The sequence below is a fragment of the Variovorax paradoxus genome (assembly GCF_009498455.1).
Taxonomy (GTDB): Bacteria; Pseudomonadota; Gammaproteobacteria; order Burkholderiales; family Burkholderiaceae_C; genus Variovorax; species Variovorax paradoxus_H.
The window spans coordinates 2,400,594-2,422,679 of the sequence record NZ_CP045644.1; the positions used below are offsets into that span (position 1 = coordinate 2,400,594).

The 22,086-nt window shown below is 62.5% G+C and carries 30 protein-coding genes; 12 read left to right on the forward strand and 18 right to left on the reverse strand.

The window, feature by feature from the left end; genetic code table 11:
• The first annotated feature begins 1 nt into the window (after position 1).
• The 8 genes from GFK26_RS10985 (at position 2) to GFK26_RS11020 (ending at position 7,953) form a co-directional block, all read left to right on the forward strand.
• Positions 2–1,159 (forward strand): acyl-CoA dehydrogenase family protein, encoded by a 1,158-nt coding sequence (locus GFK26_RS10985; RefSeq protein ID WP_153281995.1) that lies wholly within the window; start codon positions 2–4, stop codon positions 1,157–1,159.
• Positions 1,160–1,268: 109 nt separating this feature from the next.
• Complete coding sequence (locus GFK26_RS10990) at positions 1,269–2,447, forward strand: acetyl-CoA C-acetyltransferase (RefSeq protein WP_153281996.1); 1,179 nt, start codon at positions 1,269–1,271, stop codon at positions 2,445–2,447.
• A 94-nt stretch (positions 2,448–2,541) separates the two neighbouring features.
• Positions 2,542–3,360 (forward strand): ABC transporter ATP-binding protein, encoded by an 819-nt coding sequence (locus GFK26_RS10995; protein WP_153281997.1) that lies wholly within the window; start codon positions 2,542–2,544, stop codon positions 3,358–3,360.
• Positions 3,357–4,076, forward strand: a complete 720-nt coding sequence (locus GFK26_RS11000) for an ABC transporter ATP-binding protein (protein ID WP_153281998.1) — start codon at positions 3,357–3,359, stop codon at positions 4,074–4,076. The genes GFK26_RS10995 and GFK26_RS11000 overlap by 4 nt, the downstream gene beginning before the upstream one ends.
• 13 nt (positions 4,077–4,089) lie before the next feature.
• Positions 4,090–4,962, forward strand: a complete 873-nt coding sequence (locus GFK26_RS11005) for a branched-chain amino acid ABC transporter permease (RefSeq protein ID WP_056577629.1) — start codon at positions 4,090–4,092, stop codon at positions 4,960–4,962.
• 106 nt (positions 4,963–5,068) lie between these two features.
• Complete coding sequence (locus GFK26_RS11010; RefSeq protein WP_228122060.1) at positions 5,069–6,001, forward strand: branched-chain amino acid ABC transporter permease; 933 nt, start codon at positions 5,069–5,071, stop codon at positions 5,999–6,001.
• Positions 6,002–6,112: 111 nt separating this feature from the next.
• Positions 6,113–6,922 carry an enoyl-CoA hydratase-related protein gene (locus tag GFK26_RS11015; protein WP_153281999.1) on the forward strand — a complete coding sequence of 270 codons (810 nt, stop codon included), beginning with the start codon at positions 6,113–6,115 and terminating at the stop codon, positions 6,920–6,922.
• The gene (locus GFK26_RS11020; RefSeq protein WP_153282000.1) at positions 6,919–7,953 is read left to right on the forward strand and encodes a phosphotransferase; all 1,035 of its coding nucleotides are present in this window, start codon (positions 6,919–6,921) and stop codon (positions 7,951–7,953) included. The genes GFK26_RS11015 and GFK26_RS11020 overlap by 4 nt, the downstream gene beginning before the upstream one ends.
• A gap of 37 nt (positions 7,954–7,990) precedes the next feature.
• Here GFK26_RS11020 and GFK26_RS11025 read toward each other — a convergent pair whose 3' ends face one another.
• Both GFK26_RS11025 and GFK26_RS11030 read right to left on the reverse strand, forming a co-directional pair.
• A complete protein-coding gene (locus GFK26_RS11025) occupies positions 7,991–8,383 on the reverse strand; it encodes a VOC family protein (protein WP_153282001.1) in 393 nt (130 codons plus the stop codon).
• Between the two features lie 21 nt (positions 8,384–8,404).
• Positions 8,405–8,857, reverse strand: coding sequence for a helix-turn-helix domain-containing protein (locus tag GFK26_RS11030; protein ID WP_153282002.1), 453 nt, complete (start codon positions 8,855–8,857; stop codon positions 8,405–8,407).
• A 401-nt stretch (positions 8,858–9,258) separates the two neighbouring features.
• On the opposite strand from GFK26_RS11030, the gene GFK26_RS11035 reads away from it, so the two are divergent.
• Positions 9,259–9,963 carry a hypothetical protein gene (locus GFK26_RS11035; protein ID WP_153282003.1) on the forward strand — a complete coding sequence of 235 codons (705 nt, stop codon included), beginning with the start codon at positions 9,259–9,261 and terminating at the stop codon, positions 9,961–9,963.
• A 150-nt stretch (positions 9,964–10,113) separates the two neighbouring features.
• Here the strand turns inward: GFK26_RS11035 and GFK26_RS11040 are convergent, their stop codons facing one another.
• Positions 10,114–10,518, reverse strand: coding sequence for a hypothetical protein (locus GFK26_RS11040; RefSeq protein WP_153282004.1), 405 nt, complete (start codon positions 10,516–10,518; stop codon positions 10,114–10,116).
• A 98-nt stretch (positions 10,519–10,616) separates the two neighbouring features.
• Between GFK26_RS11040 and GFK26_RS11045 the strand changes: the two genes are divergently transcribed.
• A complete protein-coding gene (locus tag GFK26_RS11045) occupies positions 10,617–10,979 on the forward strand; it encodes a hypothetical protein (protein WP_153282005.1) in 363 nt (120 codons plus the stop codon).
• A 28-nt stretch (positions 10,980–11,007) separates the two neighbouring features.
• Here GFK26_RS11045 and GFK26_RS11050 read toward each other — a convergent pair whose 3' ends face one another.
• From GFK26_RS11050 to GFK26_RS11090, 9 genes are all read right to left on the reverse strand, one after another.
• Positions 11,008–11,394: a hypothetical protein gene (locus GFK26_RS11050; protein ID WP_153282006.1), complete on the reverse strand. Its 387-nt coding sequence runs from the start codon at positions 11,392–11,394 to the stop codon at positions 11,008–11,010.
• Between the two features lie 20 nt (positions 11,395–11,414).
• Positions 11,415–11,693, reverse strand: coding sequence for a barstar family protein (locus GFK26_RS11055; protein ID WP_153282007.1), 279 nt, complete (start codon positions 11,691–11,693; stop codon positions 11,415–11,417).
• A gap of 55 nt (positions 11,694–11,748) precedes the next feature.
• Positions 11,749–12,111 (reverse strand): hypothetical protein, encoded by a 363-nt coding sequence (locus GFK26_RS11060; protein WP_153282008.1) that lies wholly within the window; start codon positions 12,109–12,111, stop codon positions 11,749–11,751.
• A 123-nt stretch (positions 12,112–12,234) separates the two neighbouring features.
• Positions 12,235–12,570, reverse strand: coding sequence for an SMI1/KNR4 family protein (locus tag GFK26_RS11065; protein WP_153282009.1), 336 nt, complete (start codon positions 12,568–12,570; stop codon positions 12,235–12,237).
• Between the two features lie 23 nt (positions 12,571–12,593).
• Positions 12,594–12,992, reverse strand: a complete 399-nt coding sequence (locus GFK26_RS11070; protein ID WP_153282010.1) for an SMI1/KNR4 family protein — start codon at positions 12,990–12,992, stop codon at positions 12,594–12,596.
• 47 nt (positions 12,993–13,039) lie between these two features.
• Positions 13,040–14,134 (reverse strand): hypothetical protein, encoded by a 1,095-nt coding sequence (locus GFK26_RS11075; RefSeq protein WP_153282011.1) that lies wholly within the window; start codon positions 14,132–14,134, stop codon positions 13,040–13,042.
• A gap of 269 nt (positions 14,135–14,403) precedes the next feature.
• Positions 14,404–15,012 (reverse strand): hypothetical protein, encoded by a 609-nt coding sequence (locus GFK26_RS11080; protein WP_228121968.1) that lies wholly within the window; start codon positions 15,010–15,012, stop codon positions 14,404–14,406.
• An 815-nt stretch (positions 15,013–15,827) separates the two neighbouring features.
• On the reverse strand, positions 15,828–16,556 hold the full coding sequence (locus GFK26_RS11085; protein ID WP_153282013.1) for a DUF6882 domain-containing protein: 729 nt from the start codon (positions 16,554–16,556) through the stop codon (positions 15,828–15,830).
• A 228-nt stretch (positions 16,557–16,784) separates the two neighbouring features.
• Complete coding sequence (locus GFK26_RS11090; protein WP_153282014.1) at positions 16,785–17,204, reverse strand: hypothetical protein; 420 nt, start codon at positions 17,202–17,204, stop codon at positions 16,785–16,787.
• Between the two features lie 88 nt (positions 17,205–17,292).
• On the opposite strand from GFK26_RS11090, the gene GFK26_RS11095 reads away from it, so the two are divergent.
• Complete coding sequence (locus GFK26_RS11095; RefSeq protein WP_153282015.1) at positions 17,293–17,613, forward strand: hypothetical protein; 321 nt, start codon at positions 17,293–17,295, stop codon at positions 17,611–17,613.
• 143 nt (positions 17,614–17,756) lie between these two features.
• On the opposite strand, the gene GFK26_RS11100 is transcribed toward GFK26_RS11095, so the two are convergent.
• The 6 genes from GFK26_RS11100 to GFK26_RS11125 form a co-directional block, all read right to left on the reverse strand.
• Positions 17,757–18,260, reverse strand: a complete 504-nt coding sequence (locus tag GFK26_RS11100; protein ID WP_153282016.1) for a hypothetical protein — start codon at positions 18,258–18,260, stop codon at positions 17,757–17,759.
• A 57-nt stretch (positions 18,261–18,317) separates the two neighbouring features.
• Positions 18,318–18,773, reverse strand: a complete 456-nt coding sequence (locus GFK26_RS11105; protein WP_153282017.1) for a hypothetical protein — start codon at positions 18,771–18,773, stop codon at positions 18,318–18,320.
• A 148-nt stretch (positions 18,774–18,921) separates the two neighbouring features.
• Positions 18,922–19,239 (reverse strand): toxin-antitoxin system YwqK family antitoxin, encoded by a 318-nt coding sequence (locus tag GFK26_RS11110; protein WP_101492424.1) that lies wholly within the window; start codon positions 19,237–19,239, stop codon positions 18,922–18,924.
• 69 nt (positions 19,240–19,308) lie between these two features.
• Positions 19,309–19,959, reverse strand: coding sequence for a hypothetical protein (locus GFK26_RS11115; RefSeq protein WP_153282018.1), 651 nt, complete (start codon positions 19,957–19,959; stop codon positions 19,309–19,311).
• Between the two features lie 217 nt (positions 19,960–20,176).
• Positions 20,177–20,575 (reverse strand): hypothetical protein, encoded by a 399-nt coding sequence (locus GFK26_RS34200; protein WP_228121969.1) that lies wholly within the window; start codon positions 20,573–20,575, stop codon positions 20,177–20,179.
• A gap of 159 nt (positions 20,576–20,734) precedes the next feature.
• Positions 20,735–21,460, reverse strand: a complete 726-nt coding sequence (locus GFK26_RS11125; RefSeq protein WP_194274067.1) for an SMI1/KNR4 family protein — start codon at positions 21,458–21,460, stop codon at positions 20,735–20,737.
• 64 nt (positions 21,461–21,524) lie between these two features.
• Between GFK26_RS11125 and GFK26_RS11130 the strand changes: the two genes are divergently transcribed.
• Positions 21,525–22,079: a hypothetical protein gene (locus tag GFK26_RS11130; protein WP_153282020.1), complete on the forward strand. Its 555-nt coding sequence runs from the start codon at positions 21,525–21,527 to the stop codon at positions 22,077–22,079.
• Positions 22,080–22,086: the final 7 nt, after the last annotated feature.

Here is a 22,086-nt window from a genome sequence, read left to right on the forward strand (position 1 = left end):
CATGGACTTCAGCCTCACCCCGGCCCAGCTCGACCTGCAGGAACGAACGCGCCGCTTCATCGCCGAGGAGGTGATGCCGCTCGAATCCGACCCCCGGCAGGATTCGCACGGCCCCGCCGAAGCGCTGCGCGACGAGCTGGTGGCGCGCGCACGCCGCGCCGGCCTGCTCACGCCGCATGCGTCGAAGGAACACGGCGGGCTCGGCCTGTCGCACGTCGACAAGGCCATCGTGTTCGAGGAGGCGGGCTACTCGCCGCTCGGCCCGGTGGCGCTCAACATCCACGCCCCCGACGAAGGCAACGTGCACCTGATGGAGGTGGTGGCCACGCCGGCGCAGAAGGCGCGCTGGCTGCAGCCGCTCATCGATGGCCATGTGCGCTCGTGCTTCTGCATGACCGAGCCGCCGCCCGGCGCCGGCTCCGACCCGTCGATGATGCAGACCGTGGCCGTGCGCGACGGTGACCATTACGTGATCACCGGGCGCAAGTGGTTCATCACCGGCGCCACCGGCGCGGGCTTCGCGATCATCATGGCGCGCATGGAAGACGGCTCGTCGACCATGTTCCTGGCCGACATGAACCAGCCCGGGATCGTGATCGAGCGTCAGATCGACGCGCTCGACAGCTGCTTCACCGGCGGCCACGGCGTGGTGCGCTTCGACGGCCTGCGCGTGCCCGCCGCCGACGTGCTGGGCGCCATCGGCGAGGGCTTTCGCTACGCGCAGGTGCGGCTCGCGCCCGCGCGCCTCACGCACTGCATGCGCTGGCTCGGCGCTGCGCGCCGCGTGCACGAACTCGCCACCGACTACGCCCGCCGCCGCCAGGCCTTCGGCCATGCGCTGGTGGAGCACGAGGGCGTGGGCTTCATGCTGGCCGACAACGACATGGACCTGCACGTCTCGCGCCTGACCATCTGGCATTGCGCGTGGGTGCTCGATCAGGGCGGCAAGGGCCGGCACGAGTCGAGCGTGGCCAAGGTGCTGTGCTCGGAGGCCGAGTGGCGCGTGGTCGACCGCTCGGTGCAGATCCTCGGCGCCAGCGGCGTGTCGGACGAGACCGTGGCCGCGCGCATCTTCCGCGACATGCGGGCCTTTCGGATCTATGACGGCCCATCGGAAGTGCACCGCTGGAGCATGGCCAAGCGGTTGGCCAAGGCCTGATGCTGTAAAGGCCGCCGCCCAAAATCGTCGGTTCCGACGACGCTGTGCGGCGGCGCGGCGCCAACAATGCGCTGGACTGTCGAACCGAACCCATCACCGGAGATTTCACATGCCCGAAGCCTATATCGTCGCCGCCGCGCGCACCGCCGGAGGCCGCCGCAACGGCCGCCTCGCCGGATGGCACCCGGCCGACCTGGCCGCACAGGTGCTCAACGCGCTCGTGGAGCGCACCGACGCCGACCCCGCGCTGATCGAAGACGTCATCATGGGCTGCGTCGGCCAAGCCGGCGAGCAGGCCTCGAACATCGCGCGCAACGCGGTGCTGGCCTCGCGCCTGCCCGAGTCGGTGCCCGCCACCTCGGTCGACCGCCAGTGCGGCTCGTCGCAGCAGGCGCTGCACTTCGCGGCGCAGGCCGTGATGTCGGGCACGATGGACATCGTGATCGCCGCCGGCGTCGAGAGCATGAGCCGCGTGCCGATGGGCCTGCCCACCACGCTGCCGCTGAAGAACAACCTGGGCTTCTACGTGAGCCCCGGCATGGAAAAGCGCTACCCCGGCATCCAGTTCAGCCAGTTCACGGGTGCCGAAATGATCGCCCGCAACTACGGCATCGAGAAAGACGCGCTCGACCGCTACGCGCTCGAAAGCCACCACCGCGCCATTGCTGCCACGAAGGCCGGCCGCTTCGAACGCGAGATCGTGCCCGTGGCGGTGCGCATGGCCGACGGCACCGAGACGGGCGAGCTGCACACCACCGACGAAGGCATCCGCTACGACGCCACGCTGGAGAGCATCGCCGGCGTGAAGCTCATCGCCGAAGGCGGGCGCTGCACGGCGGCCACCGCGAGCCAGATCTGCGACGGCGCCAGCGGTCTCATGGTCGTGAACGAGCGCGGCCTGAAGTCGCTGGGCGTGAAGCCGCTGGCGCGCATCCACCACATGAGCGTGCTGGGCCACGACCCGGTCATCATGCTCGAGGCCCCGCTGCCCGCCACGCAGCGCGCGCTGCAAAAGGCCGGCATGAAGATCGAGGACATCGACCTGTACGAAGTCAACGAAGCCTTCGCGCCCGTGCCCATCGCCTGGCTGAAGGCGCTGGGCGCCGACCCGGCCCGCCTCAACGTGAACGGCGGCGCCATTGCGCTGGGCCACCCGCTGGGCGCCTCGGGCACCAAGCTGATGACCACGCTCGTGAACGCCCTGGGCCAGCGCGGCAAGCGCTACGGCCTGCAGACGATGTGCGAAGGCGGCGGCATGGCCAACGTCACGATCATCGAGCGGCTCTGACGAAGCCGGGCGGCCTTTTTTGCGCCGCCGCCTGGCAGCGCCCGCGGGGGCGGCGCTGACCTTTTCCGTTCCCTCAAAAAAAAGAGATCGACGCATGATTCATGACAACGATCGCGGAGACAAGACGAACACCCCCCTGTTGCGCATCGACGCGGTGTCGGTGCGCTTCGGCGGCATCGTGGCGCTCGACGGCGTCTCGTTCGACGTGCGGCGGGGCCAGATCTGCGGCCTCATCGGACCGAACGGGGCGGGCAAGAGCACGCTGTTCAACTGTCTCTCGCGCCTGTACGAGTGCAGCGCCGGCCGCATCGAGTTCGACGGCCATCCGCTCACACGCCTGCCGCGCCACCGCATGGCGGGCCTGGGCATCGGGCGCACCTTCCAGAACCTGGCGCTGTTTCGCACGATGACCGTGCGCGACAACGTGCTGGTGGGCTGCCACAGCAAGCACCACGCGGGCTTTCTGCGCAACGCCTTCCGGCTGCCCGGCGTAGCGGCCATCGAGTCGCAGGCGCGGGCGCGGGCCGACCAGCTGATCCACTTTCTCGACCTCGAGGCCGTGGCCGAGCGAGAAGTGGCCGACCTGCCTTTCGGCACGCAGAAGCGCGTCGAGCTGGCGCGTGCACTGGCGGCCGAGCCGCAACTGCTGCTGCTCGACGAGCCGGCCTGCGGCCTGAACCACGAAGAACTCGAAAGCCTGGGCACGCTGATCCGCGACATCCGCGATCGCCTGAACGTGACGGTGCTGCTGGTCGAACACCACATGAGCCTCGTGATGGGCGTGTCGGACCAGGTGGTGGCGCTCAACTTCGGCAAGAAGATCGCCGAGGGCACGCCGGCCGAGGTGCGCGCGCACCCCGAGGTGATCCGCGCCTACCTGGGTGAGGAAGAAGAAGCGGAGGCCATGGCATGACGATGAACATTCTCGAAGTGCGCGGGCTGCATGCGTCGTATGGACCGACGCGCGTGCTGCAAGGCATCGACCTCGACATCCCCACGGGCCAGGTCGTCGCGCTGCTGGGTGCCAACGGCGCCGGCAAGACCACCACGCTGCGCGCGCTGTGCCAGATGATGGTGAGCACCGAGGGCCGCATCATGCTGGCCGGTCAGCGCATCGACGGCCGCTCCACCGAGCAGATCGCCAAGGCCGGCGTGGGCCACGTGCCCGACGGGCGCGGCACCTTCCTGGGGCTCACGACCGAGGAGAACCTGCGGCTGGGCGCGTACGCGCGTGCGAGCCGCGACGGCATCGACGCCGACATGGAGCGCGTGTTCGGCTACTTCCCGCGCCTGCGCGAACGCCGCGCGCAGCAGGCCGGCACGCTGTCGGGCGGCGAGCAGCAGATGCTCGCCATCGGCCGCGCGCTCATGGGCAAGCCGCGCCTGCTGCTGCTCGACGAGCCGTCCTTCGGGCTCGCGCCGCTCATCGTGAAGGACATCTTCTCGATCATGCGGCGCATCAACAAGGAAGAGCGCGTGTCGATTCTTCTGGTGGAGCAGAACGCCAAGCTCGCGCTCGACCTGGCCGACTCGGCCTACCTCCTGGAAACCGGCCGCATCGTGCTCTCGGGCACCGCCGCCGAGATCCGCCGCAACGACGCCGTGCGCAAAGCGTATCTCGGCGAATAAGGGCCTCACACCGATGAACGCATTCCTGCACCAACTGCTGGCGGGCCTGGCCACCGGCGGCATCTACGCCAGCGTTGCGCTGGCGCTGGTGATGATCTACCAGGCCACGCACCACATCAACTTCGCGCAGGGCGAGATGGCGATGTTCTCGACCTTCATCGCCTGGAGCCTCATGCAGGCCGGCCTGCCGTACTGGGCCGCCTTCGTCGCGACCGTGGCCTTGTCCTTCGTGCTCGCGGCCGTGGTGGAGTTCACCGTCATCCGGCCCATGCACGACAAGCCGGCGCTGTCGGTGGTGGTGGTGTTCATCGGCCTCCTGGTGATCTTCCACAGCCTGGCGGGCTGGCTCTTCGGCTACACCATCAAGCAGTTCCCGAGCCCGTTCCCGTCGGACGCGTGGTTCGGCAGCGCCATGATGTCGGCGCACGAGATGGGTGCCATCGGCGTCACGCTGCTGGTGGTGCTGCTGCTGTTCGCGTTCTTCCGCTTCACGCCGTTGGGCCTGGCGATGCGCGCCGCGGCGCAGAACGCGGCCTCGTCGCGGCTCGTGGGCATCAACGTCGGGCGCATGCTGATGCTGGGCTGGGGCCTGGCCGGCGCCATCGGCGCGGTGGCCGGAATGATGGTCGCGCCCGTGGTCTTTCTCGACCCGCACATGATGACCGGCGTGCTGCTCTACGCCTTTGCCGGTGCGCTCATCGGCGGCATCGACAGCCCCGTGGGCGCGGTGCTCGGCGGCTTCATCGTCGGCGTGCTCGAGAACCTCATCGGCACCTACGTGGTGGGCACCGAACTCAAGCTGTCGGTGGCACTGGTGCTGATCGTCGGCGTGCTCATCGTCAAGCCCTCCGGCCTCATGGGCCGCAAACTGGTCACGAGAGTCTGATCGCATGAACTCCCCTCAAGCCTCCTCCTTGCCGACCGCCATGGCACCGCTCGCTACATCGGCCAGCGCACGCGCCGGCGCCGCCAAGCCCTCGCGCTCGCCGCTCATGTGGGTCGGCCTGCTGATCGTGCTGGCCATCGGCATCACCTTCGTGGCGCGCGGCTACCAGCTGTTCCAGGCGACGATGGTGATCTCGTATGCGATCGCGCTGCTGGGCCTGAACATCCTCACGGGCTACAACGGGCAGATCTCGCTGGGCCACGGCGCCTTCTATGCCATTGGCGCCTACACCACCGGCATCCTCATGGAGCACGCGGGCGTGCCGTACTGGCTCACGGTGCCGGCGGCGGCCGTGGTGTGCCTGATCGTCGGTTACCTGTTCGGGCGGCCCGCGCTCAAGCTCGAAGGGCTGTACCTGGCGCTCGCCACCTTCGCGCTCGGCGTGGCGATGCCGCAGCTGCTCAAGTACAAGCACCTCGAGGCCTGGACCGGCGGCGTGCAGGGCATCGTGCTCATGAAGCCCGCCGCGCCCTTCGGCCTGCCGCTCAACGAAGACCAGTGGCTCTACCTGTTCTCGCTGTTCGTCGCGGTCGTGATGTTCTTCATTGCCCACAACCTGCTGCAAAGCGGCAGCGGCCGGGCCATGCGCGCCATCCGCGACCACGCCATGGCCTCGGAGGCGATGGGCGTGGACAACAGCCACTACAAGGCCATGACCTTCGGCGTCTCGGCCGCGTACACCGGCGTGGGCGGCGCGCTGTCGGCCATTGCCGTGCAGTTCGTGGCGCCCGATTCGTTCACGCTGTTTTTGTCGATCTCGCTGCTGGTGGGCATCGTGGTGGGTGGCGTGGGCACGCTGTACGGCGCGATCTTCGGCGCCCTCTTCATCATGTTCGTGCCCTCGCTGGCCGAGAAGGTCTCCAAGGCCGCGCCATGGGCGGTGTACGGCGTGGTGCTGATCGCCTTCATGTTCGCGATGCCCGGCGGCGTGGTCGGGTTGCTGCGCAAGCTCCAGGCACGCGTCGCCCGTGCACGATGACGCGATGCTGATCGCCTGCGTGATTCAACGGCGTGGACCTCGACCCGGTCGGGCCCGCGCTGAACATGAAGTGACCACCATTCATCCATCCACGCCCTTCGGAGCCCACCCATGAGCCAGCCTGACGACCAGGACCCCCTTCTGTACGAACGCGACGGCGACGTCGCCATCCTCAGTTTCAACATTCCCAAGCGGCTCAACCCGCTCACCGTGCCGCTGCAGGAGGCCCTGCGCCAGCGGCTCGCGCAGCTGCGCGACGAAGGCGAGGTGCGTGCGGTGGTGCTCACCGGCGTCGGCAAATCGTTCTGCGTGGGCGCCGACCTCGGCAGCATGGACGCCAGCGCGCCCGGCAGCCTGGGCCAGCGCACGGCCGACGCGATGGAGGCGCTGTCGAACCGCCTCATCGAAGACCTGCGCAGCTTGCCCTTCCCCGTGGTGAGCGCCATCAACGGCCCCGCCGCAGGCGCCGGCGTGGGCGTGGCGCTGGCCGCCGACGTCGTGCTGGTGGCGCGCTGCGCCTACTTCTACCTGCCCTTCATGCCGCGCCTGGGCATCGTGCCCGACCTGGGCACCACCTGGTTCCTCGAGCGGCTCGTGGGCCGCGCAAGAGCCATTGGCATGTCGCTGCTCGGCGAGCGCCTGTCGGGCGAACAGGCCGCGCAATGGGGCCTCGTGTGGGCCTGCGTGGACGACGCCGAACTGCGCGCCCATGCGGTGGCCATTGCGCAGCGGCTCGCGCGCCTGCCCGCACACGCGGCGCACGAGATCCGCGCCGTGTACGAATCGGCCGCGAGCCAGTCGCTCGTCGGCCAGATGCGCCACGAGGCCGAGCGCCAGCGCGAGCTGATCGACCGGCCCGACTTCGCCGAAGGCGTGAAGGCCTTCATGGAGAAACGCGAGCCCGTGTTCCGTCGACCATGAGCGGGGCTGCTGATTCCACCGCCGCTGCGGGCTTCGAGTTCGACGCCGAACGCCTGCAGCGCCACCTACGCAGCGCGTTGCCCGAGCTCGAAGGCCCGATGCGCCTGGCGCGCATCGGCGGCGGGCAGTCGAACCCCACCTTCTTCGTCGACTTCGACAACCGCGCCTTGGTGCTGCGCAAGCAGCCGCCCGGCGAGCTGCTGCCCTCGGCCCATGCGGTCGACCGCGAGTACCGCGTGCTGCGCGCACTGGCCGACACCGACGTGCCCGTGCCGCGCACCGTGCTGTACTGCGACGACCGCGCCGTGGTGGGCACGCCCTTCTACGTCATGGACAAGCTCGAAGGCCGCGTGCTGTCGAACTACGCGCTGCCCGGCATTGCGCCCGCCGAGCGCCGCGCGTACTACTTCGCGATGGCCGAAACCCTGGCGCGCCTGCATGCGGTCGACCTTGCGGCCGTCGGCCTCACCGACTACGGCCGCCCCGGCAACTTCTTCCAGCGCCAGATCGCGCGCTGGACCCGGCAGTGGGAGGCTTCACGCACCCGCGAAGACGCCAACATCAATCGCCTCATCGCCTGGCTGCCGGCCAACTTGCCACCGGGCGACCAGACCACCATTGCGCACGGCGACTTCCGTTTCGGCAACCTCATGTTCCACCCCACCGAGCCGCGCGTGATCGCCGTGCTCGACTGGGAGCTGTCCACCCTGGGCCACCCCCTGGCCGACGTGGCCTACAACTGCATGGCCTGGCACACCGGCGCCGACGAGTTCGAAGGCATGCAGGGCATCGACCTCGCGGCCGAAGGCATCCCCACGCAAGCCGAGTACATCGCCCGCTACCAGCAGGCCGGCGGCTGCGCCGAGCCGGTGACCAACTTTCACCTGGCGTTCTCGCTGTTCCGCTTCGCCGTGATCCTCGAAGGCATCGCGGCGCGCGCGAAGAGCGGCAGCGCGGCGGCGGCAGATGCAGTGCAGGTGGGCGCGCAGGCCGCGGGGTTTGCGCGGCGGGCGGTGGCGTTGATCGATTAGCCGGTAGCGAACCGGCCAGAGCCGGGCAGGGCGCCCGTCAGCCGCCGATGGGCGAGCACAGCTCGACCAGCGTGCCGTCGGGGCAGCGCACGTACGAGACCACCTGTCCCCAGGGCTTGGTCACCGGCGCCGACAGCTGCGTGGCGCCGGCTGCGAGCGCACGGCTGTGCGCGGCAGGCACGTCGGGCGTCACGAGGCCCAGCTCCATGCCCAGCGGTTGGGCGGAATCCGAGGCGGCGACATGCCCGCCCGGAAAGTTGGAGTCGGCGAGCGCGTGTGCGGCAAAGGACAGCGTGGTTTCGCCGGTTTCGACCTCGCCATAAGTGCCCGATTCGTGCAGGAAGCGCGTGGGCAGGCCGAAGGCTTGTTCGAAGAACTTCAGCGATTGGGCGACGTCGGGAACGTAGACGATGGTGTAGCCGAGTTTCATGGGCGAGGGCGCGTTGCTTGCTTACTGCGCTTCCAGCCGCTCTGCAATCTCGCGCGCCCCGAGTTCCCGCACCGTGGCCAGTCGCTCCAGCTGCGCCGCACGCGGGCGTGCCTTGCCTTGTTCCCAGTGATAGATCGTCTGACCCGACACACCGACCAGCTGCCCATAGATCGCCGCGGACAACCCGAGCTTGGCGCGGTGCGCGGCCAGCCGGTTGGCACTGAAGCGGCGCTTGGGGCCGCCCGCGTCGGCGTCGTCGCCCGCAGCACTGGCTGCTGAGGCCGGTGCCTGACGCGCGGAGCCCTTGGCAACCTTGCGCAATTCTTTTTCAAGCGCGCTCACCTGACGGCGCAACTCGGCAATCGATGCCCGGTGCGCAACGGAGGCCTTCTTGAGGGTTTCGATCTCCGCTCGCACTTCCTTGCGAGCGACACGGGAGATTTCGGCTTTGAGGATGGAGGCGATGTTTGGCATGGGGGGATTGTGCTCAATTTGGGGAGACAAATGGAGGGTGCGTGCTGTAGGCGGATGCCGTCGTTTATGGGGCAGCAGGTGTTGGAGCTCTCAAAGAGCTGCGAATTTCTTCGTTGAACTCCAAATTCCCGATGCCGATGGATGCTTGCCGCGCCGGTTGTCAAAACTGCGCTTATCAGGTTGAAAGGCTTCGTCCGAGCGTTCGAAGTAGCGCTATCGACAGCAGCCGTCGTTCAAGACGAGCACTCAACTGGTACCCGTAGCTGCGCTTCTGACGGATCTGACAAACGACTCACTGAAAGCCGCGGCCCTGGCCTGCCACGACGGCAAGCCGTACGCGCTGTGCAGGCGTTTGACGGGAAACTCTATGATCGCGCGATCAATAACGAGGAGAGACCGAAATGAAGAAGATTGCCGCCATCGTCATGGCGTTTCTGGTCACCGGCTGCGTCACGGCGCCGCCCGTCAAACCGCCAGAGATTCAAATCACGAACATCCCCTCACTTAATGTTGAGGCGACTGCAGACATCGGCGAAACGTTGGTGGCGAAAGGCAAGCTCTACGTCTTTGATGGTTTGGACTTGCAGGAGCGCATCACTGACAACGGGATCATGCGCGAGTACATTGTGGAGCCGAATGCGATGCGGCTCGAGCGAGAGGATGCTGATGGAACCCAGTTCTTTTTTGCATCGCCCGGCGCTTACTGGATCAACGACAAGTACACACGTCGCCGCGCCGAGCCCTTCGGAGGCTATCTCACTAGGAAGAAGAACGGCACATTGCAATTGATCGGCTCATATGACATGACGGGGGCCGGCAAGATCAATCCGGCCGCGCCACGCCACCGCGTCGGCAAGATCGTCGATAAGACGCAGCCGAATTTCAGGCAAGAATTGCTGTATGGGGGGCGGATTGGCAATCAGATCAAGATCACTTATCGCGAGTTTGCGGGCGATCTCATCAGACCAGGGTTCACACAAGAAGCTCAGTACGACTTGAGCACCGAACAGACGATCGGCTTCAAAAGCGTGCGGATCGAGGTCATTGAGGCCACCAATACTCGAATCAGATACAAGGTGCTTGCTTCTTTCCCGGACTCGCTCTAGCAACGCAGACCCTGGTGCCCGGCGGCGATGCTCCAATTCGATTCACGCTGACGACGTCCGCTTCGGAGGAGTTTCAAGTTCCGCTCAGGGCCCTGAGCGGCCGATCGTCCTGCTCCAAAGCAGACGGTGAAAGAAGGTCTCCACGCCGCCTCACCAGCCAACGTGTGCGAAGCCGCCTTCGTGGTGGAAGACGCTGAGAGCAGCGATCTCGCGCCACAGAAAGATGACGTCCCCATCAAACATGAATTGGGAGGACTGGTTCATCCTCAGGCGCAACTCGTCGACGGGACACTGCAGCGACTGCCCATCGATGAAGCTTTCGTCAGTCACAACAAGGACCTGACCCGTCGGAAGCACCTTGTCCGTGAAGATCAGATCGAATAGCTGACCCTTACCGTTCGGTGCATCGAGGTCGGGCCAGGTAGTGATGGTTACGAAGTTGTAGGGGATTCCGGCCCGATCAGCCGCTTCGAGGATCGCATCCGGCTGCAGTTTTGCACCAGGAACCACACGATCCAACAGCTGGAGCGGAAGCGAAAGAGGATCGGTCTTCATGTTGTTGGGACGTAGTTGGGCATGTCTGCTTGTGGCCGAATTCTGCAGTAGTCGCTGAGGCATGATTCAGCTATTCGCACAAAAACTGGACATCGGAAATGCAGTTCGTACGCTTGGGGGAGTTTTTCGCTGCTGCCCGTATTACCGGACCAACGCACAACTTGCTTCAGATTCGACTCGGTGGCCCCCTCGATGGCTTTCCCATCTGTGAGCGACTCGCCGGCACAGGCGAGTGCCGGCACAAGCCTTTGAACGAAGATCAGCTCGTCCAACACGTGCTACGCGGGGTGGCGGAAGCCAACCAGCATCTGGGCTCCGCCTACGTGGTCTCACACATTCGATACGTCGAGAACGATACGCCTCCCGAAAAAGCATATGGCTTCATGGCAATGCGGATCGTTGAGCACTATCACAATGGTGGTGCGTTCGAATCTGGTCTGTTGACTGAACAGGACGGTTGAAGGTCTGCTGTTGGCCGCGATGGGACCTTCAAGGAACCAACTCGCTGACTACGCCGATTCCGACAATCCTTGCACCTTCTAAGATCTGGAATTGTGATCCAACGACCAGATCCCCGTAGTCGACATTGGGTGCATAGATGAACGCGACCTCAGCATCTGTACAAATTCCGGGCTGAATCGGCTCGCTGGATTCATCGCCCGAAAAGACCACCCCCAAGTACTCTCCATTGCCGACGCGAAAGTGAGGTCTGTACTTTCGGGTCAAGTACGCGGGCATCGTTCGACCGCTAACTTCCGCGGCAACGAACTGAACTATCACCTTCGCACCGGGCATATATTGGGCTTGATCGTATGACTGCTGGGGAACGAACTGGAGCCGGATTGTGAGCGTCGGGTTCTGGCCGCGACGCGTCATGCTTCGCGGCACTCTGAAATCTAGTCCATATGGATGGCGATGGTCCTCGAATCGAGCGCAATTTTTTGCAGCGTGCGATAGAAATTGCCGTCCTGCCAACGGCGCAGGACGTCGGTGTTCACAAAGCGGAGCACGCACTCCCCAGGCCAACCTGGTCCCCCCGCGCTCAGTGCATCCCAGAGCGCGTCGAAATTGCGGCCAAAGAGTTGTGCACCCTCCGGTTGTGTCGTCGACAGGTAGGCTGCCCAAAAATCTGCTTCGTCGTTGAACTCACTGCAGTCGATGATGAATTCACGCATTACTCATGACGTTCGAAATTGAGGGGACGAGGTGGAAGTCTGCTATTGGCCGACGTCAGTCGTTCGCCGCGTCTACGAAGTAGCGAGCATAGAACGTCCGAGCGTCCTCCCAGTCGTCTTCGAAGGCGTCAAGGTACTTGCCGTAGTCTGCGATGGCTGACCAGTCATTCCTCGCGATTGCCAAGCGAGACTGATCTTCGAAAAAAGACCGCAGCTCCGGCCACCGGAGCGCGTGCATGCAGACCTGTACAAACTCTTTCGGCGCGTACCCCCGCATCGTTCTAAATTTGTCCTCGAAGGCGTTGCGTAGGGCTGGAAAGCTTCCAACAAGGTCAATCGCTTTAGATGCGAACGGAAGCACCTCGGGCGCGTCGAAGACTTCGCCGAGCTTGTGCTCGGCACGCTTCGCAAGGTCCACGAGTTGGTCAGCAGGCTTCACAAAATCCTCTTATGTGGCGATTTGGCGCAAAGGTCCAGTTTTGGCGCCAAATTCTGCCGCGACGGCGAACGTCTGGTTCTAGCCGTATGCAGCGCTCACGGGTCATTTGCCCGAGGACACCGGCCGCTGAAAGCCCCGCGCAAGCTCGGGAAAATCGTCGGCCACCTTGATTGCTGCTTCTGGCTCCATGCCGATCATCGGAAGCATGAAGACAGCGCCACCCGTGTCGAAGGCATAGATTTCACCACCGCCGTTCCCGGCGAAGGCCACGAAACCCGGCGCGTACACATCCACGTCCATCTCTGAATTGACCGTGACGACCTCGTCTTCGCCCCAGAGGATCACGTAGTGTTCCTCACCCGACAAGACAGCGAAGCCCTCAAACAGACCGTTCGTATCGATGAAAACGCGGTAGGCAGCGGGCAGCGGGATGGTCATTGGGAATGTCCGGTTATGGCCTGTCATGAGCCGGCGGCCACAAGGTCTGCGAAATCTTCGGCGACGCGGACCAACTCGCACGTTTCATGACGCCAGACGAAGACCTCCGGACCAAGCCCTTGTCCATCCGCGAGAAAGACTAGCTGATCACCTTCGCCGTTACCGCCCAGCGGTACCGCGGCTGAGGGAAATCCACGCCAGGCTCTTGCACGCTCGGTCTCGGGGACGACGCCATTGAGGGTGCGGGCGAGCCGCTTTCTGTCGGAGTCGTCCGCGATGGGATACAGCTCCCAGTCGTCGCTCTCCGTTGCGACTGTGCCGCCGTTGCTCCTCATCATGGCGAGGCGATACGTTGTCGGGAAGCCGACGCCCAACGCCTGCTCCGCAGCCTGCACGTAGCGCTCATCCAAATCGAACGGCATCAAATCCTTTTCATTGAGAACTTGGGTCTAAGGTCGGCTTCTGGCCGTCAAGCGCCGATTGCCTTTTCACCAATCGGCACCGCAGGTGCGGCATCCTTGGCGAGCATCGAAAGCTTGCGCTTGTACAAGGGCGCACGGATCGCCGTACGCACACGCTTGAGAGTGGTGGCGTTGCCGATGAGAGGCCAGCAATCCATCAGCAGCCAATCTCGCTGCTGGCTCTGCTGCTTCGAAGCAGTGGGGTCAACGGCAATGATGCGGCTCAGGACGGCGTCGAGGCCTGGAGGATCGTCTGCGGGCGCGCGCGGAGTGCTGGCGCGCAAGGCATCCACTAGCAATTTCAGCCGGGCCAAGTCGTTGAGAGCGTCAAATTGGACTAGCTCCGATGCCGTGCCCAGCAACTGGTTGAGCTCGGACACCGTAGTCTTCTCTGTTAATGGCCGTAGTGCCAGATAGGCCATGCCATGAACGTGCCCCTTGACGCCAATCCGCTTGTCGCGTGTCAACGCCAGCGCATCGCGCCAACCGTAGGTGCGGGACACTGCGTCAACGAGTTGGCGTCGCATGTTGTCCACCCACTCGCGTTCCTGCCGAGCTTCGTATTTCGGCCAGAGCGATAAGAAAGCAAATGCGTCAGCACGTGCAGCGTGGTATTCGCCGATGGCTCGCCAGCCGACCCATTGCTCCTGATCGAAATTTGGGCTTGCTGCGGCTTCCATGGCTACTGACAGGTCGCCATCGGCCAGCAGCCTATACACAGTGGCGCGTTGCAGGAATCCTTGAACCAGCTTTGAGGCGCTTGCGCGGATGGCGCGTTGAGCTGTGGCGACCGGAATCAGCCCGCCAGCTAGCAGGATGCAGATCGCGTCGCTCACGTTGAAGCCGAGATGGCTGTTGGCGTCATACGGAGCGCGGACGCTGAATCTCGCTGCGGGCTCGTAGAGCCGAGTCGTGCAGAACGGGTCAGGGCCGCGAGCGACCCGCGCATGAAGGGCGGCACGCACCGCCTCCTGGAATGGAACAAATGCAGCCGGCGTTGGATAGGGTGGTTGCGATGCCGCTTCAATTTCTTCATCCGACGGTGAGTAGCCGATGGCAGCGATGGCTAGGTCATCCAGCGGAGACAGGGGGTCACTGGTCATTTGGCATTGGCCTTTGATGTGGAGACAGATGGAATCCCGCCCCAGAAGCTACACCGCATTTCGCTCCTTGGGCATTGATGATCATGGCTTCGCTCGCAATTAGCCAGCCCTGCAACGCAGCAATGGCAATCTCCAGAAAGAATTGGAAACTCGCAGTGAAGGTCTGCTCTTGGCCGACTGTAGACCGTCGCGCCGCCGTCGTGAACTGGCCCGAAGGCGACTTCGTGTCACTCCAAAGCAGTCCCTCTGAGAGCGGAACGAGCGCTTGTCTACAGCTTTCGCATGCCAAGCAGCCAGGATTTTGCGGTCTGTTCTGCTTCCCCTTGTGGCCCCCAGAATGTGAAGCCCCTTCCCTCGAATTCTCTAATCAAATAGGCGGCAGCGCCGTCAAACGGAACAACTGGGCGTTCGAGATTTGCCATCATCTCCTCCGAAGTAATGTCGGCCGCCGGTTTTCCGGTTCCATGTGCGAACTTAGAGATAGCAGCATCGCTCACGACCACCAGCTTTTCAGCTCCTGTCAAGATGAAGAACCTCGGTGATAAAGATGCGCTATGTGGGATAAAAATCCCACCTGCATATACCGCAATAAGTCGCTTTCCATCGAATCTCTTGCGCTCTAGATAGAAGATTCGAAAGTTGTCCGGCTGCTCACTCAAAAAGAATATACCCGCTTCATTCTGGCCGACAGGAACGTATCGGCCCGCTTTTATAGCAAGCGCGTACTGAACCCTCATGAGACCAGCGACACCCTCGTGTACGAAGTCCTCCGACGGAGCGCGCGCCGCCACGCCTGACGCGGGCTGCAGGTTCGTTGGTTGGACCGCGCAACCTGCGAGAGCGAGAGCGATTGAGACGAGAACTGTTTTGAAGAGCATAAAGGTTGTGCGGAAGTTGGTGCGCCGGGAGGCTAGATTTTGGCCAAAGCCGAGCGGCCGGATCTGGCCGAATAGCGCTGTTCAGCTGGCACTAGCCCGGCGCATCCAAGGTGAGCTTGTGTCCGCACGCGAGGCGGTCCACCCGAGTGGTAGGTCTGCCAGTTCACCGAGGGTTCTGTCGCGCTCTACCAATTGCGCCAAAGCCACAAGCATCGCTTGCGACATATCAGCGGCATCGCTCGTCAGCATCTGCCAAGCGCCATCGTCTGCATCATGGGATACATAAAGGATTGGCGCGGTCCCATTCATGATCGACCTCACGGTGAAGCATGCGAGGTTCGGAGGGTCTTCGAAGGGCCACACATCGTCAGAGCTGGACATGGTTTTCGTCTTGGAGTGTTGCTCATCGGCGCGATGAAGAGTCGACGCCGAATAGCGGCTCTTGGCCGACTGTAGTCATGGCAAGGGCTGGCGGAGAGTTGCGGTGATACGAAACTGAGAGCGCGCGACAAACGTCCGGTTGTGGCCGAATGTAGCCGAAGCATTGCCAGCGGCGTCGGCCCCTGAGCGGTCCTCGGGAACTCTCCAAAGCGGCCGCTCGGCGCGGAGTAGTTCACGAGTGTGCGCCTCCGATGCCAAGCTGGTCAGCGTTCACGGGCATCATCGAACGTCACTTCTATGGAATCTTCAATGGGCGCAAAACGGAATGTGTCACCCGAAGAATTCTGCCTAAGTCTCGAAAGACCGCTGCCTGCGAACCACGGCGGACGCACACCTCCGGAGTGCTTCCAATGGTCGTCGCGCGACGCGAGCACTTATTTCCAGAACTGCCACCGCGACTTTTTCCGTGCAGCCTGCGTGCTCGGTGCCGACGCGGCCGGTCCTAGGGTTGCAGCGACATTCGAGATGCGGCCGAGTTCGTCGAAGCTGATCTCGATGTGTCCTTCGCCCGCTCTCTCGGCGCGGATGCCCCCCGCCCCGTTGGATGCCGCATGCAACCCTTGCTGCCGCAGAAAACTTGTCACCATTCGGCGATGGTCCACGTCGAACTGCGAGATCACTTCCATCAGCACCGTGTTCACGCGGGGCAGCGACACCGGCGCCAGCACCTCGGCCGGCACATCGTCGAGTAGCACGAACAGTGCACCGCCGTCGTAAGGCGCGCGGTAATAGCAGCGGCCTCCCTCTAGGCCGCTGCAGGTCATAGCGATCATGTGATCGGTGATGTCGTCCAGTTGCAGCGAAGGTTGGGTGAACGCCCCTACGGTCTGCGCCTCACCGAGCTGCCGGATGCGCAAGGCGGCCTCAGTGAGTTGCGGCGGAAGATTGCTCTGCGTGTTGGCCCAGACCCACAGCCATGTGCGGGGTTCGAAGGCATGCGTGCCGAGCAGTTGCACGGGGTATTCCAGGTCATCGCCGAAGCGCAACAGGCCTTTCTGCGTGTCGATGCCCCAGGGCCTTTCACCGATTACATCGCCCAATGCAATTTGTCTGGCGAACGAGGAAGCCGCGTGGTCTGCAAAATGGTCTTGAAATGCGCTCATGTTGATTTATGGTCGATGTCGGTTGTTCTGTTGAAGGTCCGGACTTTCCGCGCATCCTCGACACGCGAGAGAAAGTCGTGTTCGCGCATCGCCACGATTGCGCGAATGACTGCTTCGGAGCGATTCAGAACATCTCGGCAAGCGTCTGCTTGTGGCCGACTGTAGCCGGTCTTACTGCCGTAATTAACGAGCTTGAAGCAGTCAATCGATGCGCTTCACAGCGGAAGATCAACGTGCCCGTGACGCCACGCTGTTCGCCGCTTCTCTGATCTGCGGAGAGGTCGCGGTGCTAGCGATCTCCTGCAGTGTCAGCAGCAATGAAACGTCACCGATCTCAGTGATGCCAGAGTTCAACATGCGCCCTACCATCACTATGCCGAGTTCGCTTGGCTGTCGCGCCAAGGAAGCAAGAAGCGCGGGCTCGTAGTTCGGGAGCTTCTCTAACCCGTGAACAATGCTCCACATCACTCCGTACCCGTCTTCCTCGGGATAGCGCTCAAAGACGCTCAGCATTTCGGGGATCGCTTGTTCTGGACCGCCTGCTTGCCAAAGTTCATCGAGCAGGTCGTCCAAACGACGCCAGTTGCCATCCTCAGTGGGAGCAAATTTGGCGATGTCGAGGGCTATGGAAGTGATTTTTCGAGGCACTGAGAATCCTAGTCGTATGACTGCTCTTGGCCGACTGGAGCCGGCGGCATGCTACCTTCCGGGCCGACACGGCTCATGGGAATCATAGATGGACGAATGGCTTGAAAGACAAGCGCCGCTCGACGCAGCAGTAGCGAATGCCCTCATTGCTGCGACCCCGGAATGGTGGAAGGCAGCGAGACTCGTCGCCGACCGGGAACAGGAAGGCTCGCATGAGCGGATGACCATCGTCATCACGTCGCCTGACGGTCAGCCCGAGCCTGTTAGCCCAACCGAGGAAATCTATGCAAGCCTCTACGCGCTCGCCGACCTTTTCCGTGAGCGCGGGTCCATCTGGCGCTCCGCGTCGTACGCCGTTAGCCAGGAGCAAGACGGCGACTGGAAGTACTCGGTGCAGTTCACCTACTAGAAACTGGACGTCGACGTCGACATCGAAGGTCCGGTTGTGGCCGACTGTAGCCGGTGGCTCTGCCTTCGCAAAGGGGCCCGAAGCAGCCAGTCCCACTTGCTGAAAGCAGAAGTTCGCGTTCGAGCAGTCTCAAAATTCGGTGTTCAAGTCTTGCCGAATTTCCACCACGGACTTTTGGGTTGTGGGGTAGTCGCTGGTTGCGCTTCGGGCATCGGGGCGGCGCCGAGTGACTGCGCACAAATCGAATTCCACACGACTGCATCCAGCGGCATCACTTTGGACCAGTCGATTTTTCCAGTGAACGCCGGGTGGGGAGCGAATCCATAGAACTGGCTCGGGCCACGCAATACGCCGCGCTCCTTGAGCAGCGCCACACCTTGGCTCAAAAGGTTCTGCTCTTGCCACTCTAGCGAGTTCATCATCCCGGTGAAGTGCTGGAAGCTTTCAGCAACCCTATGCACGCCACCCTCAAGGACATCGAGCTTCTCAACTTCGCCTGTCCTCAGTTCAAAGAACATGTCGCCAAAGACCGAGGCCCCGATTGGTCGAATCTGCCCAGTCACCATGCCGGGCCATTCCAACAGCAGGCGGTTGAAATCTAGCTTTTCTGCGTCGACGAAAAGATCGTTCCAGGTTAATGAGCTCATGTTGAGAGTCGCGTTCGAATGTCCGCCGCCGATTCTGGAACTTAACAGGAGAATCTTTCAAGTGCCCGAGTTCCCGAATGCAATGGCTCGCGCTTCTGCTGAAGACGTGGCTGCATATGCTCGGACCGGAGCCAAAGAGAAGTTGCTTGCGCCGAGCGAGCCACCGAGCGCGGGAGAGACGAATGGAGCGAATACCTCGCCGGCCCGGCGCTCAAATCCGGCCGCGGTCAGGCTCCCCAGCAACTCATCAAAGAACAGTGCACTAAAAAACTCAGAATCGCCAGCAACTTGCCTGCTGAATTCGTCTTCGTCGTCACTGATTCGGTATAGATGACCGGACCAGCTGTCCAAGAACCAAATGCGAGCGCCGTGGTCGGAGAAAAGCATATGCCCCAGAACGGTGACGTGCAGAAGGGTGAAGTCGCTCGGCACGTGCCACCGCCAAGGCTCATCAAGTGAGAATTTCTCGTACTCGTCTGGACGGAGCAAAACGCTATCGAGGGTTATGGACATCCTTAAGCCTGTTCTTTTTCGTTCGCCAATCTATGACGCGCACTTCAGCTGATGCGCCGCTGACCCCCGATCAAGGCGTCGTGCGCGTGCCGCGAGCGTCCGGTTTCTGGTGATCTCTGCGGCGGGGCCGACCGACCGGTCTTGGCCGTCAGTCGCCGTAGTCTGTGCTCGGCTCTTCGGTTCCGTCAGGCTTCCAGAATCGCCAGACTCCGACTTCCTGGCCCGCGCGGTAGCGGCCCTCGGCCGCAGGCTGCCCGTTCGGATGCAAGTCGCGCCAAAGCCCGTCCTCCTTGCCATCGACATACTGCCCTTCGGACGCCAGCGTGCCATGCTCGTGGTAAGCAACGAAGAGGCCGTGCCGAATCCATCGGGTCTTGTCGGGAGCCATCACCCTCGCATAGCGGAACTTGATGGCTCCTGACTCGTAGGGAATCTCGGCGATGTTGAGGTCAGCTTCGATGGTCATGCTAAGGCATTGACGGGAATTGGCGGGCGGTCGGGAAGGTCCGGTGTTGGCCGAAGACGGGCCTTGCTTTTATAGAGAGATCCGTTCCCAGCGTCTCTTGTATGCCCACTCGTGGCTTCCAAAGGCATAGGAAAGAAATGCCTCCACCGCTTCGTCGGGGCCAACAATGTCCACGCAGCGGTAGTGCGCCGCGGAAGTCACGAGTTGATGCTCCAGATGAAAGCCATGTCCGTCGGCGTAAACCTGCATGTAGGTGCCGCCGCGCAAATCCAAGACAGCGAACGGATCCGATTTGCCAGGCAACTCGGGTATCGCTCGACGTATGTCGTCTTCGTTGGCGGCGCCAGCGAGCCCAAGGAATGGGCATGAGAACGTCGCATTCGCATATTCAGCCCCTACGTCAAGCAGAATGTACGAATCCGGTGCAACCGGCTCGCTGCTAAGCAAGACGATCAGAAAGCAGTCGTCAGCGAAGGCAGGTACATGAGCAAGAACATGGCCATTCACCTTGCTGCGCCACGCGGTGACCGCTGCAGGCTCGATCTCCGCCCAGTCCCCCAGCGCAAGCGAACCCCAAACGTCACGAGCCAGGCCTAGTGCAGCGGCCTTCTCGGGGTTCGAAATTTCAGCGCTCACTAGGCCGCCGTTTAGGAGGTCGAGATACTCTGCAATCTGCAAAAGCTTGGGAGACCGTTTTTGAGGCTTTTTAGAAAAGAACATCAGATGAGATCCGATAAGAAAGAACTTCCGCTCTCGAATTTTTTGGATGGCTAGACCGAGGCTGCTTTAACGGCACTGTTGTGATCTTTAGTCGGGCCACCGGATGACGGCTTCTGGCCGCATTCTGCCGGAGCCTCGTCGAGGCCGAATGGGATCCTTTTGAGACGCTGCGACCAGCGGAAAGCAGCCGCTCGAAGGGCCGACTCGACGCCGGCAATCAGCGCGGGAGCTGAGTGCGAAGCACCTTCCACTCTTCCCAGGCCGATTCGGGGTGAATATCTTTGTACCCCCGCTTCTCCGCAACCGCCTTCGCGGCCCTATTGTTCGCCACCATCACGGATGCATGGTCTCTTATCTTCTCAACTTCAGCTTGCGTCAGTGGGGCGGCTTTGAGCTGTTCGGCACGAGCCAGTAGTGCTGCAAGCGCGGGGACATATTGAAGGACGAGGTGCTTCGGGTTGGGACGCTTGGCAAGCTCCGCATATTCACCAACATCCAACTCAGCGAGTGACTCTGTCGCCGCCATAACTTGTCCTGCAATCAAGAAAGTGAAAAGAGAGAGGTAGACAATCTTCTTCGAGAAAGTCTGTCCAGACCTGTTGAGCGTCATCAGCATACATTGGCCTGTCGAGTTGATGGTCGCGCAACTATAGCGGCGGATTCGCACACGGTTACAGGGAGCAGGCGCCTACGAAGGTCGGCTTCTGGCCGACTGTAGCCGGTTGGGCGGGAGCTTCGGCACCGCTCCAAGGCCGCCGAGCCCGGCGCATCGTGGTCACTCGGTGGCCACCGACGAGAGTGCTGCGCAGAAGTCGTCGAACGAATCCGCTACACGCTCGTACGACGGCTCGTCCTCTTCGGACCGCTCGTTGCTCCAGAGGACGACCTGCGACTCGCCCGAACCGCAGTCGAAGCAAAGGGCATCGTTGTTTGCCAGCACGGCAAACGGCAGAAGCGACCCGAGACGATTCTCGAGAGCGGACCAGAAGACATTGGCGTTTAAGAACCCGAGCTGATGGTCCTTAAGGTCATGACCGGCCGTGTAGTGGAGGAACCGTTCTATCGGTGGAGCAAGTTGACCAACGCGCGTGCGAAAGTATCTCGTTGAGGGCCTGCCACCGTTGAACTCCTCGAGGACCTGCAGGTAAGCTGGGTCGAACTCGAAGGAAGGAAAATCGGCGCGGACCATTTCCCTCATGTCATCGAGCTCGCGCTTCGAGGCGGGGCCGACCAGGGATGCGTCGAAGAACTGAAGTGGCATCGGTACCTTTGGCGAGAGGTGCGAACGACTGCTAACCGGCAAATTGTGGCGCATCGCCGAACGACCGGTCCTGGCCGACTGTAGCCGGTCGCGCCGCCGTCGTGAACGGGCCTTTTGCCGACATTGCGCTTGTCCGGAAGCAGCCGTTGAAGCTGCATCGAGTACGCCACAGCTCAGGGTTTTTCTTTCCTGGGCGGAGACAATGGCATGGCAACTCATCTGCCGTTCAATGTTGGTCATCTTCGCTCTCTTGCTCATCTGTCTCTGGCTCCAGCTGCTCGCATTTGCTTGGACGGGGACAAGAATGAACGTTCCCGTGCAGGCTATGACACTAGGTATCGGCCCGGGAGTATTTCGTCTGGGCCGGCTTCATTTCAAGCTACTACCTATCGGTGGCAATGTGCAGTTCGACGCAGACCCAGGCGGCTTGCATCCAACACCGTTCAATAGCTTGTCTCGCAAGAAGCTGGTTCTTTTGAATTTGTCAGGAGTTTTCTCGCTGCTCCTGCTCAGCGTCACCCTCTTGCAGTTTGAAGGCTTGGTCGCCTTCTATAGGGGCATCTGGCAACTCGTGGCGGGCGCTTTGTGGCATGAAACTGGCTACGAATTGGTTCGTCAAGGCCGTGAGGCGATTGCAGACGAGCCCTGGTGGAGACTGCTGGGTCTAACTGCAGCACAGGTCGCTGCGTGGGTCACCCTACCATTTCCACTATCGAGTGGCGCACGCGCTTTGGCTGCGGCTTTCCGGGGCACTTGGGCTGCAGCGGCATGGGAGTCGACCGCAAACAGCTTCATGCTGCTGCTCTATTTTGCTTTTCTGGCCTCTTGGCTGGTCGTCCTGTTCAACGCATTTTTCTGATTGCGGC

Coding starts and splice junctions, on each gene's coding strand:
- GFK26_RS11105 (WP_153282017.1), bottom strand. CDS start 18,773: ATGTCCATAACCCTCGATAGCGTTTTGCTCCGTCCAGACGAGTACGAG.
- GFK26_RS11095 (WP_153282015.1), top strand. CDS start 17,293: ATGGACGAATGGCTTGAAAGACAAGCGCCGCTCGACGCAGCAGTAGCG.
- GFK26_RS11035 (WP_153282003.1), top strand. CDS start 9,259: ATGAAGAAGATTGCCGCCATCGTCATGGCGTTTCTGGTCACCGGCTGC.
- GFK26_RS11055 (WP_153282007.1), bottom strand. CDS start 11,693: ATGCGTGAATTCATCATCGACTGCAGTGAGTTCAACGACGAAGCAGAT.
- GFK26_RS11100 (WP_153282016.1), bottom strand. CDS start 18,260: ATGAGCTCATTAACCTGGAACGATCTTTTCGTCGACGCAGAAAAGCTA.
- GFK26_RS11030 (WP_153282002.1), bottom strand. CDS start 8,857: ATGCCAAACATCGCCTCCATCCTCAAAGCCGAAATCTCCCGTGTCGCT.
- GFK26_RS11085 (WP_153282013.1), bottom strand. CDS start 16,556: ATGAGCGCATTTCAAGACCATTTTGCAGACCACGCGGCTTCCTCGTTC.
- GFK26_RS10990 (WP_153281996.1), top strand. CDS start 1,269: ATGCCCGAAGCCTATATCGTCGCCGCCGCGCGCACCGCCGGAGGCCGC.
- GFK26_RS11020 (WP_153282000.1), top strand. CDS start 6,919: ATGAGCGGGGCTGCTGATTCCACCGCCGCTGCGGGCTTCGAGTTCGAC.
- GFK26_RS11040 (WP_153282004.1), bottom strand. CDS start 10,518: ATGAAGACCGATCCTCTTTCGCTTCCGCTCCAGCTGTTGGATCGTGTG.
- GFK26_RS11015 (WP_153281999.1), top strand. CDS start 6,113: ATGAGCCAGCCTGACGACCAGGACCCCCTTCTGTACGAACGCGACGGC.
- GFK26_RS11130 (WP_153282020.1), top strand. CDS start 21,525: ATGAACGTTCCCGTGCAGGCTATGACACTAGGTATCGGCCCGGGAGTA.
- GFK26_RS11050 (WP_153282006.1), bottom strand. CDS start 11,394: ATGACGCGTCGCGGCCAGAACCCGACGCTCACAATCCGGCTCCAGTTC.
- GFK26_RS11125 (WP_194274067.1), bottom strand. CDS start 21,460: ATGACCAACATTGAACGGCAGATGAGTTGCCATGCCATTGTCTCCGCC.
- GFK26_RS11010 (WP_228122060.1), top strand. CDS start 5,069: ATGTGGGTCGGCCTGCTGATCGTGCTGGCCATCGGCATCACCTTCGTG.
- GFK26_RS11070 (WP_153282010.1), bottom strand. CDS start 12,992: ATGCCGTTCGATTTGGATGAGCGCTACGTGCAGGCTGCGGAGCAGGCG.
- GFK26_RS11075 (WP_153282011.1), bottom strand. CDS start 14,134: ATGACCAGTGACCCCCTGTCTCCGCTGGATGACCTAGCCATCGCTGCC.
- GFK26_RS11065 (WP_153282009.1), bottom strand. CDS start 12,570: ATGACCATCCCGCTGCCCGCTGCCTACCGCGTTTTCATCGATACGAAC.
- GFK26_RS11080 (WP_228121968.1), bottom strand. CDS start 15,012: ATGCTCTTCAAAACAGTTCTCGTCTCAATCGCTCTCGCTCTCGCAGGT.
- GFK26_RS11110 (WP_101492424.1), bottom strand. CDS start 19,239: ATGACCATCGAAGCTGACCTCAACATCGCCGAGATTCCCTACGAGTCA.
- GFK26_RS11000 (WP_153281998.1), top strand. CDS start 3,357: ATGACGATGAACATTCTCGAAGTGCGCGGGCTGCATGCGTCGTATGGA.
- GFK26_RS11045 (WP_153282005.1), top strand. CDS start 10,617: ATGCAGTTCGTACGCTTGGGGGAGTTTTTCGCTGCTGCCCGTATTACC.
- GFK26_RS11025 (WP_153282001.1), bottom strand. CDS start 8,383: ATGAAACTCGGCTACACCATCGTCTACGTTCCCGACGTCGCCCAATCG.
- GFK26_RS11115 (WP_153282018.1), bottom strand. CDS start 19,959: ATGTTCTTTTCTAAAAAGCCTCAAAAACGGTCTCCCAAGCTTTTGCAG.
- GFK26_RS10995 (WP_153281997.1), top strand. CDS start 2,542: ATGATTCATGACAACGATCGCGGAGACAAGACGAACACCCCCCTGTTG.
- GFK26_RS11005 (WP_056577629.1), top strand. CDS start 4,090: ATGAACGCATTCCTGCACCAACTGCTGGCGGGCCTGGCCACCGGCGGC.
- GFK26_RS34200 (WP_228121969.1), bottom strand. CDS start 20,575: ATGCTGATGACGCTCAACAGGTCTGGACAGACTTTCTCGAAGAAGATT.
- GFK26_RS10985 (WP_153281995.1), top strand. CDS start 2: ATGGACTTCAGCCTCACCCCGGCCCAGCTCGACCTGCAGGAACGAACG.